At 72.2% G+C, this 11,816-nt stretch carries 9 protein-coding genes; 5 read left to right on the top strand and 4 right to left on the bottom strand.

Annotated features, from left to right (window positions below; genetic code table 11):
- The first annotated feature begins 311 nt into the window (after positions 1 to 311).
- Positions 312 to 1,220 (top strand): DUF3027 domain-containing protein, encoded by a 909-nt coding sequence (locus ACODT5_RS35620; RefSeq protein WP_422523210.1) that lies wholly within the window; start codon positions 312 to 314, stop codon positions 1,218 to 1,220.
- Between the two features lie 64 nt (positions 1,221 to 1,284).
- Here ACODT5_RS35620 and ACODT5_RS35615 read toward each other — a convergent pair whose 3' ends face one another.
- The 3 genes from ACODT5_RS35615 to ACODT5_RS35605 form a co-directional block, all read right to left on the bottom strand.
- Positions 1,285 to 2,577, bottom strand: coding sequence for an acyltransferase family protein (locus ACODT5_RS35615; RefSeq protein WP_422523209.1), 1,293 nt, complete (start codon positions 2,575 to 2,577; stop codon positions 1,285 to 1,287).
- Positions 2,578 to 2,641: 64 nt separating this feature from the next.
- The gene (locus ACODT5_RS35610; protein ID WP_422523208.1) at positions 2,642 to 3,604 is read right to left on the bottom strand and encodes an NAD-dependent epimerase/dehydratase family protein; all 963 of its coding nucleotides are present in this window, start codon (positions 3,602 to 3,604) and stop codon (positions 2,642 to 2,644) included.
- A gap of 103 nt (positions 3,605 to 3,707) precedes the next feature.
- Positions 3,708 to 4,604: a glycosyltransferase family 2 protein gene (locus ACODT5_RS35605; protein ID WP_422523207.1), complete on the bottom strand. Its 897-nt coding sequence runs from the start codon at positions 4,602 to 4,604 to the stop codon at positions 3,708 to 3,710.
- Between the two features lie 239 nt (positions 4,605 to 4,843).
- Here ACODT5_RS35605 and rfbB point away from each other — a divergent pair, with 239 nt between their 5' ends.
- The 4 genes from rfbB to ACODT5_RS35585 all read left to right on the top strand — a co-directional run bounded on the left by rfbB (position 4,844) and on the right by ACODT5_RS35585 (position 10,530).
- Complete coding sequence (rfbB, locus tag ACODT5_RS35600) at positions 4,844 to 5,821, top strand: dTDP-glucose 4,6-dehydratase (RefSeq protein WP_422523206.1); 978 nt, start codon at positions 4,844 to 4,846, stop codon at positions 5,819 to 5,821.
- Positions 5,818 to 7,281, top strand: coding sequence for a lipopolysaccharide biosynthesis protein (locus ACODT5_RS35595; protein WP_422523205.1), 1,464 nt, complete (start codon positions 5,818 to 5,820; stop codon positions 7,279 to 7,281). The genes rfbB and ACODT5_RS35595 overlap by 4 nt, the downstream gene beginning before the upstream one ends.
- Before the next feature lie 155 nt (positions 7,282 to 7,436).
- On the top strand, positions 7,437 to 9,179 hold the full coding sequence (locus tag ACODT5_RS35590) for an ABC transporter permease (protein WP_422523204.1): 1,743 nt from the start codon (positions 7,437 to 7,439) through the stop codon (positions 9,177 to 9,179).
- A 37-nt stretch (positions 9,180 to 9,216) separates the two neighbouring features.
- The gene (locus ACODT5_RS35585; protein WP_422523203.1) at positions 9,217 to 10,530 is read left to right on the top strand and encodes an ABC transporter ATP-binding protein; all 1,314 of its coding nucleotides are present in this window, start codon (positions 9,217 to 9,219) and stop codon (positions 10,528 to 10,530) included.
- A gap of 114 nt (positions 10,531 to 10,644) precedes the next feature.
- On the opposite strand, the gene ACODT5_RS35580 is transcribed toward ACODT5_RS35585, so the two are convergent.
- On the bottom strand, positions 10,645 to 11,673 hold the full coding sequence (locus tag ACODT5_RS35580; protein ID WP_422523202.1) for a WD40 repeat domain-containing protein: 1,029 nt from the start codon (positions 11,671 to 11,673) through the stop codon (positions 10,645 to 10,647).
- Between the last annotated feature and the right edge of the window lie 143 nt (positions 11,674 to 11,816).

Raw genomic sequence — 11,816 nt, 5'->3', positions numbered from 1 at the left:
ACCCGGCCGCGCCCCGGGTTGGCTGTGGGTTGGCCGTGGGTGTCCGCGAATCGGACCTTGCATGTGGGCCGAAGGCGCCGGAGGAGGTAGCGTGCGTAGCGCGCCACCGGCGGTTGCTCCTGGCCGCGCGCCTCTTCGCGATCCCGCAGAATGGATCGCAGGTAGGTGCGCCCTGGAACCCGATCGGGCGCGGACGTCGACGCGGCCCCCTGGTCCGCTCCGCCCGCGCTACGTAGGGACAGCCGACGGGTCGTTGTGGACGACAAGACGGACGGCGCACTCGTGAGACGGCGTAGGAGAGAACGAGACCTGTGAGTGCTGCGACGACGCGAAGCCGTACCCCCGACCGCCTGTGCGTCGAGGCGGTAGCCCTCGCCAGGGCGGCGGCCGAAGAGGCCGCCTACCCCGGAGTGGTGGGCGAGCACACCGCTGCCATCTCGGAGGGCGACAGGGTCGTCACGCACTTCTTCGAGTGCAAGGACCCCGGGTACCGCGGCTGGCGCTGGGCCGTGACGGTGACCCGTGCGTCCCGCGCGAAGAACGTCACCCTCGACGAAACGGTGCTGCTTCCGGGCGACGACGCCCTGCTGGCCCCCGAGTGGGTGCCGTGGAGCGAGCGGCTGCGGCCGGGCGACATGGGTCCGGGGGACCTGCTCCCCACGGACGCCGAGGACCTGCGGCTGGAGGCCGGCTGGTCGGGCGAGGACGCCCCGCCGCCGAACTCGGTGGTGTCCACCGAAATGGCCGAACTGGTCGAGGCGGAGGACGCCGACGTCACCGACCGCGCGGTGGTGCCCGTACGCGGCTCCATCACCTCGGTGGCGGAGGAGCTGGGCATGCGCCGGGCGCGGGTGCTCTCGCGCTACGGGCTGCACAGTGCCGCCGACCGCTGGGACGAGTCCTTCGGCGCGAAGACCCCGATGGCGCAGGCGGCTCCCGCCTCCTGCGTGTCCTGTGGCTTCCTCGTCGCCATCGGCGGCTCGCTGGGCCAGGCGTTCGGCATCTGCGCGAACGAGTTCAGCCCGGCGGACGGCCGGCTGGTCTCCCTGTCCTACGGCTGCGGCGGCCACTCGGAAGCCGCGGTCATGCCGAAGCCTCCGCGACCGGCGCCGCCCGTCCTGGACTCGATGGCCTCGGACGAGTTCCACCTGCGCCCGTCCCCCGACTCCGGCTCGGTCCTCACCACGGACCCCCTGGCCCCGGACCTCGGGCACTCCTGACACCGGGAACGGCGCGGGCGGGCCCCGGTGGGCCGGCCCGCGCCGTTCTGCTGTTCCCGCCGCGTCAGCCGGTGGTGGCCGCCGGGGCCGGCTCCTGCTCCGGCTCCACCTTCTGCTCCGGCCCCGGCTCCTGCTCCGGTTCGTCCACCGCGGTCCGCGGCTGCACCGCGGTGGTCCCGCGCCGCCGGAGCCTGCGGACGAACCACGGCGTCCAGTTCTTCAGCTTCATGGCCGGCGCCTCGATCAGGTGCCAGGACAGCGCCGCCAGCAGCACCGTGCCGGCCATGGCCAGCAGCAGGAAGACGGGCTTGCCGTACTTCGCGTAGCCCAGCAGGGCCAGCGCCTGTTCCACGGTGAAGCCGTAGATGTAGATCCCGTACGAGTAGTCCCGCTTGCGCCCGATGCTCCGGAACGGGCGCGGCAGCCGGATCGCGAGCCACAGCAGCAGGTACGCGAACGCGGGGTAGCCGAAGACGAAGACCCCGCCGTAGGCGAGCGTGCCGAGGAGCACCGCGGCGCAGAGGAGCGCCAGGCCGTCGTGGACCGGCACCCGGTCGCGGTACAGCTGGAACGTGGCGCCGATCAGGAACACGAAGCACAGGTGGATGAGGAAGTGCACCGACATGGAGCCCAGGAGCGGCACCTGTACGGCGGCCGTCATGTCACCGGGGATGCCGCGCAGCGAGGGGGCGGTGACCCAGTCCCGCAGGATCAGCAGGCCCAGTACGGCCGCCGACAGCGGGACGAGCCTGCGGGCCCGGCGGAGCGCGCCGGAGGCGGCCAGTACGCCGATCATCAGGTAGCAGAAGAGCTCGTACTTCAGGGACCACAGGGCGCCGTTGACGCCGGGGTCGAAGTTGGTGCCGCGGGCCTTTCCTTCGCCCAGCACGCCGGAGATGTCCCAGTGGGTGCTGACCGAGGTGTTCCACGTGCCCCGGAGGTAGCTGACCGGGCCCTCGGGGTGGTTCCAGTACCCGTCGGTCGAGCCGTGGAGGTGGGCGTACAGCAGGGGGAGGACGACCAGTGCGGAGACGAGGAGCGAGCCCCACAGGCCGGGCAGGATGCGCAGGGCGCGGTGCCAGGCGTAGCGGCCGGAGGTGCTGCGGGCGCCACTGCCCGTGATCATGAACCCCGACAGGACGAAGAAGCCGATGACGGCCATCTTGCCGACGTCGGTCTGCGCCCCGCTGTACTTCCACACGGGGTCCAGGGGGCCCCACCCGATCGGCCACACGTGGGAGACCACGACCGACGAGGCGAGGACCAGGCGCAGTACGCCGAAGCTGTTGGCCCGCGGCGAGTACAGCTCACCGAGGGTTCCGCGCCGGCCGGGCAGGACGGGTGTGCTGCGGGACACGGGTGTGCTGCGAGACGCGGGTGCGCTGCGAGACATGGGGGAGTCAGACTTCCTTGAAGGGGGATCAGACGCCGACCGGGCAGACGGCGGCCCACAGTTCGGCGACGGCGTCGCGCAGGGTCCGGCCCGGCTTCCAGCCCAGCGTCCGCTCGGTGGCGGAGATGTCGAGCTGGTGCCACTCGGTCTCCGGGCCGCTGCCGTTCGGGGCGGGCACCTCCACGATCCGCGTCGGTACGCGGCTCTCCTCGATGAGGAGTTCGACCATCTCGCGGGCGGACGTCGCCCGGCCGAGCCCGAGGTTGAGGACCGGCGGGCAGGCGCGCACGGGGGCGAGGGCGGTGGCGATGGCCTCGACCGCGTCCAGGAGGTGGAGGAAGTCGCGCTGGGCGGTGAGGGGCATCAGCGACAGCTCCGCACCGCCGGCCGCCCGGCCCTCGGCCAGCTTGCCCGCCATGACGCCGAGGAGGCTGTGTACGGGCTGGCCCGCTCCGACGACGTTGCCCAGGCGCAGCACGAGGGCGTCCAGGCCCCGGTCGCGGACGGCCTCGGTGATCAGCTCGGTGGCCCGGAGCTTGAGGCGTCCGTAGACCGTCGAGGGGCGTGCGGGGGAGTCCTCGGTGTAGCTCGTGCCGATCGGGAAGAGGCCGTACTCGTGCACGGATCCGATGTGCACCAGCCGCGGCGGCTTCGCCATGCCCTCGAGGGTTTCCAGCAGGCGCTCGACCATGCCGAGGTTGGCCGGGACCATCTGTTCGTCCGTCAGGCCCCAGTCGCCGCCCGCCGCGTTGACGATGACGTCGATCCGGTGCGCCTCGAGGATCCGGGCCAGCTCGGCCGGCGGGTCGAGGGTGAGGTCGAAGGCGGTGAAGGCGGTGAAGGCGCCCGGCAGCGTGAGGGTCGGCTGCCTGCGGGCGACGGCGAGCAGGCCGTGGCCGCGCTCGTCGAGCGTGGCGCACAGGGCCCGGCCGATGAAGCCGGTGGCTCCGAGGACGGCCACACGGGGCAGGGGCTGGCTGGTGAGCGGCATGGCGTTGGCTCCGGACGTCGGGAGATCGGGCGATCGGGAGATCGGGAGATCGAGGGATCGAGAGATCGGGCGAGGGTGTGGTGGCTGTCGGGGGTGTGCGCCGTCAGCGGTGGTCGGCGCCGGCGACGTGCCGCAGCAGGGTGCGGGCGCCCTCGCCCTGCTTGTTCTTCAGCGCGCCGGGGAGCATCGTCAGGGCGTGGATCCGGGAGGACAGGTGGAGCCGGGAAGCCTTGGCGGCCTTCGTCCAGCCCGCGGCGTCCAGCCGGTCGGCGACGTCCATGAAGAAGCGGTTCGCTTCTTCGAAGCGGACGCCGGTGAAGGCCTGCCGGGAGGAGGCGCTGACGGCGTGCCGCCGGTACTGGAAGCACAGGGTGTCCGACACGAGCATCCGCTCGCCGTCCTGGAGCAGGTCGATGACCAGGGCGAGGTCCTGGGTGACCTCCAGGTTGTCCCGGAGGCCGGCCTTGACGACGGCGTCGGTGCGCCAGCAGATGGAGGGGAAGAACAGCCAGTTCCCGCGCAGCAGGCTCGTGGCGAGTTCCTCGCCGCCCATCAGCACCTCACCCTTGAACCCGGGCTTGTACAGGCGGCGCTTGGACTGGTCGACGAGTCCCTCGGTGGGCTTGCCCGCGCCGTCGATGACCTCGACGCCCGGCTGGACCATGCCGATGCCGGGGTGCTCCGCGAGCGCGGCCCGGATGGTGGCCACGTAGGCGGGCAGCATGATGTCGTCGCAGCCCAGCCACACGAAGTGGGCTTCGCGGACCAGCCCCAGGCACGTGCGGTAGTTGCCGGTGACGCCGAGGTTGCGCTCGTTGCGCCGGTAGGAGACGCGCGGGTCGTCGAGCTCCGCGAACCAGCCGGGTACGGACGGCTCCTTGCCGTCGTCCACCACCGTGAGCCGCCAGTTCGGGTCGGTCTGGGCCAGCACGCTGCGCACCGCGGCTTGCATCAGGGCCACGTCGCCGTAGTACGGCAGCATGATTTCGAGAGTGCTCATGGGGCGTGCACCGGGTCCTTCGCAGGGGACGGGACGGGAGGTGTCCGGTGGCCGTCGGCTCAGTGACCGACGGGGGCCGGGCATTCCTCGTAATCCGGCAGGATGCCCGCCGCACGCCTCGGCCAGAGGGCCGTAGTGGGACGGCTCAATGAACAGTCCGTGCCGTGCTGGAGCGGGGTCCGGCCCCCTTCGACGAGGGGGCCCGGCGCGCCCGGAGGGCCCAGTACAGTGACCGCACTATGCGCATTCTCGTGACCGGTGGCGCCGGTTTCATAGGCTCGCAGTTCGTACGCTCCCTCCTCTCGGCAGACCCTGCCGCCACGGTCACGGTCTTCGACAAACTGACCTACTCGGGCGTCGAGGAGAACCTCGCGCCCGTGGCGGGCCACCCCGGTTACGCGTTCGTCCGCGGTGACATCTGCGACGTGGACGCCGTCGACCAGGTCATGGCCGGCCACGACGCGGTGGTGCACTTCGCCGCGGAGTCCCACGTGGACCGTTCCATCGCCGGTGCGGGCCCCTTCGTGATGACCAACGTCGTGGGCACGCAGGTGCTGCTGGACGCCGCGCGGGGGCACGGCGTCGGCCGCTTCGTCCACGTCTCCACCGACGAGGTGTACGGCTCGATCAGCGAGGGCTCCTGGACCGAGGAGTGGCCGCTCGCGCCGAACTCCCCGTACTCCGCCTCCAAGGCGGGCTCCGACCTGCTGGCGCTGGCCTACCACCGCACGCACGGCATGGACGTCGTGGTGACGCGCTGCTCCAACAACTACGGGCCGTACCAGTTCCCCGAGAAGGTCATCCCGCTCTTCACCACGAACCTGATCGACGGCAAGAAGGTCCCGCTCTACGGCGCGGGCGGCAACATCCGTGACTGGCTGCACGTCGCCGACCACTGCCGCGGCATCGAGCTGGCGCTGCACAAGGGCCGGGCCGGCCACGTCTACAACATCGGCGGCGGCGTCGAGCTCACCAACAAGGAGCTCACCGGCCTGCTGCTGGACGCCGCCGGCGCCGACTGGGACATGGTCGAGCCGGTGGAGGACCGCAAGGGCCACGACCTGCGCTACTCCCTCGACATCAGCAAGATCAGCGAGGAGCTCGGCTACGCACCGCAGGTCGGCTTCGAAGAGGGCCTGGCCTCGACGATCGCCTGGTACCGCGAGAACCGCGCCTGGTGGGAGCCGCTCAAGCTGAAGGCCGCCCAGCAGCCGTGAGCACTCCGGACGCCGGGGTGAGCGCTGCGGGCGCCGCGGTGACCGCTCCGGACACGGCGGTGACCGCTCCGGACGCGGCGGTGACCGCTCCGGACGCGGCGGTGACCGCTCCGGGCGCGGCGGTGGCCGTGAAGCGGTCGCCGCTCGCGCGGATCGCGGGCACCCTGCCCCCCGGCACCCTGCTGGTGATCAGCGGCACGGTCGTCCTGGGCGCGGCCTCCTACGTCCACCTCATGGCGGCGGGCCACAGCCTCGACACCGACGGCATGGCCGCCCTCTCGGTGCTCTGGACGATCCTCATGTCCGTGGGCATCGGCCTGTTCTTCCCCGTGGAGCAGGAGCTCACCCGGATCGTCGCCGCGCACCGCGTCGCCGGTACGGGCGTCTCCGGCATCCTGCGCCGGATCGCCGGGCTCACCCTCGGCATGCTCGTCCTGCTCGCGGCCGGGCTGGCCTGGGCGGCCCGGCCGCTCGCCGACACGTTCTTCTACGGGCACACCGAGATGGTCGGCGCGCTCGGCCTGGCCTTCGCCGCGATGGCCCTCGGCAACATCAGCCGCGGAGTCCTGGCCGGCCTCGGCCGGTTCGGCCCGTTCGGCCGGCAGCTCGGCATCGACGGCGTCCTGCGCATCGGCCTCGCCGTGGGCTTCGCCCTCGCCGGGGTCCGCTCCCCGCTGGCCTTCGCCCTGATCCTCACCGCCGCCCCGCTCGCCGCCGTCCTGGCCACCTCGGTGCCCGCCTTCCGGGGGCTCGGCCGGGGGCCGTCCGACCGGTGGCCGGGGCTGCTCGGCGGGCTCGGCCCGCTCGTCGTCTCCACCCTGCTGTCCCAGGTCGTCGTCAACGCCGCCGTGGTCAGCACCAAGCTCCTCGCGCCCGGGGACGGCGCGCTCGTCGCGGGCCTGCTGAACGCGATCGTGCTGGCCCGGGTACCACTCTTCGTCTTCGGCTCGCTCCAGGCCTCGCTGCTCTCCGGGCTGTCCACCGCGGCGGCCGCCGGCGACCGCGCCGGATTCTCCCGGCTGCTCGGGCGGACCTCCCTGGTCGTCACCGTGCTCGGCCTGGCCGGGGGCGTCCCGGCGACCCTGCTCGGCCCGTGGCTCATCGAGGTGCTCTTCAAGGCCGAGGCGGGACTCGGCCGCGCCGTGTTCTTCTGGATCTCCGCCGGCACCCTCCTCTACATGCTGGCCATGGTGCTCGGCCAGGCCCTCCTGGTCCTGCACCGGCACCGCCTGCAACTGCTCGGCTGGGCGGTGGCCACCCTGGTCCTCGCCGGCGCGACCCTGCTCCCCGGCGAGGTCTCCACCCGCGTGAGCCTCGCCTACACCCTGGCCTCGCTCGCCGCGGTCACCGCCATGGCCGCGGCCCTGTGGGCGACCTTTCTGCGCCGGCCCCGGGCCGCCGCGACGGCGGTGGCCGCGGGTGGCGGAGCCGTGGAGCCGGCCCTGGCCGACCGGTCCTGACCCGTCCTGACCGGGGCCCGCTCCGGCCGGCGCCGACCGGCGCCGACCGGGGCGGGCCTCCTGCCGCTGGAGGCGTCGGGGCCGCCCCCGGAGCACCTCGCCCGGTTGGCCGACCTGGGATGTGGGGGGTCGGCCGGCGTGTTCCGCTGGGCGGGATGAAGACGTCCGCGCGTCCCGAGACCCACACCGGCCAGGCGGCCCCCACGCGCACCCGCCTGTCCTGGGTGGACTTCGCCGTGGCCGCGGCCTTCCTGGTGCTCGGGTACGCGATCCTCCAGGTCGGCAAGGGCACCACCGTCAACTTCGACCCCGCCGACGTCCCCGACGTGGACACGGACCCCGCGAAGCTCCCGTACTACGCGGCCCGCAGCGTCCTGCGGATGTTCATCGCGCTGATCGCCTCCGTGGTCTTCACCTTCGGCTACGCCTACGCCGCCGCGCGCAGCCGCCGCCTGGAACGGGTCCTGATCCCGGCCCTGGACATCCTCCAGTCCGTCCCCGTCCTCGGTTTCCTCTCCGTCCTCGTCACCTTCTTCGTCGCGCTCTTCCCCGGCTCGCTCCTCGGCCTCGAAGTCGCCGTCATCTTCGCGATCTTCACCTCGCAGGCCTGGAACATGACCTTCGGGTTCTACGCCACGCTCACCTCCCTCCCCCGCGAACTCGACGAGGTCTCCCGCTCGTTCGGCTTCACCCGCTGGATGCGCTTCTGGCGCGTGGAGGTCCCCGCCGGGGTCATCGACCTGGTGTGGAACGGCATGATGAGCTTCGCTGGCGGCTGGTTCATGCTCGTGGCCTCCGAGGCGGTCTCCGTCTCCGGGCAGGAGTACGCCGTCCCCGGCCTCGGCTCGTACGCGGGCACCGCGATCGGCGAGGGGGACCTCGGCAAGATCGGCTGGGTCATCCTCGCGATGACCGTCACCATCGTCACCGTCAACTTCTTCTTCTGGCGGCCCCTCACCGCCTGGGCGGAGAAGTACAAGAACGAGCAGTCGGAGTCCACCGACGTCCAGCGCAGCTGGGTACTGGACTTCCTGCGCCGCTCCCACTGGCCCCGCCTGCTCGGCCGCGCCACCGCCCCCGCCCGCGACGCCACCGGCCGGGCCGCCCGCGTACTGGGCCGCGACGACATGGCGCTGTCCGTGGATCCGGCCCGCCGCCGGACCGGCGACGTGGTCTTCACCGTCGTCGCCGGAGCCGTCATCCTGTGGGGCCTGTACGACCTCGTGCGCTACCTCCAGCGCGAGACCGGCCTCGGCGTCTTCGGGGAGCCCCTCGTGCTCGGGCTGATCACCTTCGTCCGGGTGATCGTGCTCGTCGCCGCCGCCACCGTCGTCTGGGTGCCCGTGGGCGTGTGGATCGGCTCCTCGCCCCGGCTCACGAAGACCGCCCAGCCCGTGGTGCAGGTCCTGGCGAGCTTCCCCGCGAACCTGCTCTTCCCGGTGGCCGTCTGGTTCTTCCTCAAGACCGGGCTGAACATCAACATCGGCTGCATCCTGCTGATGGCCCTCGGCGCGCAGTGGTACATCCTCTTCAACGCCATCGCCGGAGCCATGGCCATCCCCTCCGACCTCAAGGAGGCCATGGACGACCTCGGCGTCCGCGGGCTCCAGCGCTGGAAGCGCCTGATCATCCCGGCCGTGTTCCCCTCGTACGTCACCGGGGGCATCACCGCCTCGGGCGGCGCCTGGAACGCCTCCATCGTCGGCGAGGTCGTCACCTTCGCCGGGACGACCTTGTCCGCGACCGGCCTGGGCGCGTACATCTTCCACGCCACCGAGGCGGGGGACTTCCCCAAGCTGATCGCCGGGATCGCCGTCATGAGCATGTACGTCGTCGGCCTCAACCGGCTGTTCTGGCGTCCCCTGTACCGGCTCGCGGAGCGCCGCTACTCCCTCTGAACCGCCGAGCCCGCCCGATTCGAGGAGCACGCCCCGAATGACCGCGACCGCGACCACGATCCTCCAGGCCGCCGCCCTCACCAAGTCCTACGCCGGCGCCGACGGGGAGCTGCCCGTGCTCGGCGGCATCGACCTGGAGATCCGCGAGGGCGAGATCGTCGCGCTCCTCGGGAAGTCGGGCAGCGGCAAGTCCACCCTGCTGCGCTGCCTCGCCGGGCTGATCCCCGCGAGCTCCGGCTCGGTCACCTACCGGGGCGAGGAGCTGCGCGGGGCGAACCCGGGCACGGCGATGGTGTTCCAGACCTTCGCGCTGCTGCCCTGGCTGACGGTGCAGCAGAACGTGGAACTGGGCCTGGAAGCCAAGGGCATGGACCGCGAGGCACGGGCGAAGCAGGCGGTGGAGGCGATCGACCTGATCGGCCTCGACGGCTTCGAGTCGGCTTATCCGAAGGAGCTCAGCGGTGGGATGCGCCAGCGCGTGGGCTTCGCGCGGGCACTGGTCGTGGAGCCGGACGTCCTCATGATGGACGAGCCGTTCTCCGCCCTGGACGTGCTCACCGCCGAGAACCTGCGCGGCGAGCTGATGGAGCTGTGGGCCTCGGACCGCTTCCCCGCCAAGGCGGTGGTGCTGGTCACGCACAACATCGAGGAGGCGGTGCTGATGGCCGACCGGGTGGTGGTGCTGGGCTCGCGGCCCTACGGAACCATCAAGGAGACCTTCGCGGTGGACCTGGCCCGCCCCCGGGACCGGAGCGCCGCCGACTTCGAGCGGATCGTGGACGCCGTGTACGCGGTGATGACCGGCCGTACCGCCAAGACCCCGGCCGCGGCCCCGCCGGCCAAGCGCACCCCGGCCAACACCCCGCTCCCGGCGGCCAGCGTCGACGGCATGGCGGGTCTCGCCGAGATCGTGCTCCAGCGGGGCACGGGCGACGGCAGCGTGGACCTCGCCGACCTCGCGGACGAACTGGGCCTGGAGGTGGACGACGTACTGCCCCTGGTGGACGGGCTGGAACTGCTGGGCCTGGCCGAGGTACGGGACCTGCACCTCGTCCTGACCGCCCGCGGCACGGCTTTCGCGGGGGCCGACGTACAGGAGTCGAAGGAGCTGTTCGCGGAAGGAGCGATGGAGGTCCCGCTGGTCCACCTGATCCACACCACCCTGCAGCGCTCGAGGGGCGCTGCCCAGCGCGCCGGCTTCTTCCGCGACCTCCTCTCGCACCACTACACGAGCGAGCAGCTGGAACAGCAACTGGAAACGGCCACGGACTGGGGCCGCTACGGCGAGCTGTACGGCTACCACGCGGACGCCGAGGAATACCGCCTGGACGAGGGCCCGACCCGGGGCTAGCCAATTCAGCCGTCCGGCGTTTGAGGACCGGGGTCTGGGGCGGAGCCCCAGGGGGGTCCGGGCGCAGCCCGGGGAACGGCGGAAGGGCGGGTAGGGGACAGCCCCGCAGGGCACTCAGGCCTTGGGACGCCGCCGCAGAAGCCGCTTGGCGGCCAGGGTCAGAGCAATGGCCACCACCAGAACGAGCGCACCCTTGGTGAAGCTCCCACCCTCGGGCTCCCCGGGCGCACCCGGAGACGGAGCCGGCGCGGCCGAGCCGGAGGAGGAGGGCGAGGGCCTCGCGTCCGGGGCCACCGGGACGGCAACGACCCGACTGTTCGCCCCCTCCGCCCCGAACATCAGCGCGGACCCGTCCGCCGCGTACGTCACGGACTCCGCCTGCCCCTGCCAGGGCGCCGCCACCGCCTCCCCGTCCCCCGTCGGCCGCCCGTCCTTCCACGGGTACGTCCTCGCCCACAAGTACCCCCGCAGCGCGAGCCGCCCCCCGTCCGGGGAGAACGCCCCGTCCGTGACCCACGGGACGTCACCGATCCGCCGGAAGGTGTTCGTACCGGAGGCGGACAGGGACTCCGGTCCCTCGTACAGCCCGCCGGCCCGTTCGTCCTTGCTCGCGATGTACACCCGCCCCGTCACCGGGTGCACCATCAGCGCCTCCGCGTTCCGCGGCCCGTCGGCGTACTTCACCGTGAACTGCTCGGCCTTGAGCGTGGCGTCGCGCAGCGTCTTCGGCTCGGCGAACCGGTAGATCCACACGTGGTTCCAGGAGCCGCCCAGGTTGTCCCCGATGTCGCCGACGTACAGCCGCCCGTCCGGGCCCAGCGAGATCCCCTCGACGTCCCGGGGCGTGCCGATGCCGGTGAGGGTGATCCGGGCGACCGTCTTCCCGGTCGCGGAGTCCACGGCGTACACGTACGGGCCGTCGTCGCTGTCGTTGTGCGTCCAGTAGACGCCGGGGTGGATCCGGCTGGCCGCGAGCCCGCTCGACTCCTTGATCCGCGGGTCGGTGATCGTGAACCCGGACGCGGCGGACCCGGACGCGGCGGACCCGGACGCGGCGGACCCGGACGCGGCGGCGGGCACCGAGGGCGCCAGCGCGAGGGCAACGGCAACAGCGGCGGTCAGGGGCAGCAGGTGCGGGCGCATCCCCCTACCCTGCCAGCCCGCCCCGCGTGTCCGGCATCACGTAGGGCCTCTGCACTGCGATCCGCGATAACACAGATACGCCCCATGTTCGTCGGTGATCTGTGCTGGAGTGGAAACAGCACAATCCAATGCTCGGGGAGGGC

This window comes from Streptomyces tatrensis (assembly GCF_049310065.1).
Taxonomy (GTDB): Bacteria; Actinomycetota; Actinomycetes; order Streptomycetales; family Streptomycetaceae; genus Streptomyces.
This window is presented reverse-complemented; position numbering and strand designations above follow the sequence as displayed.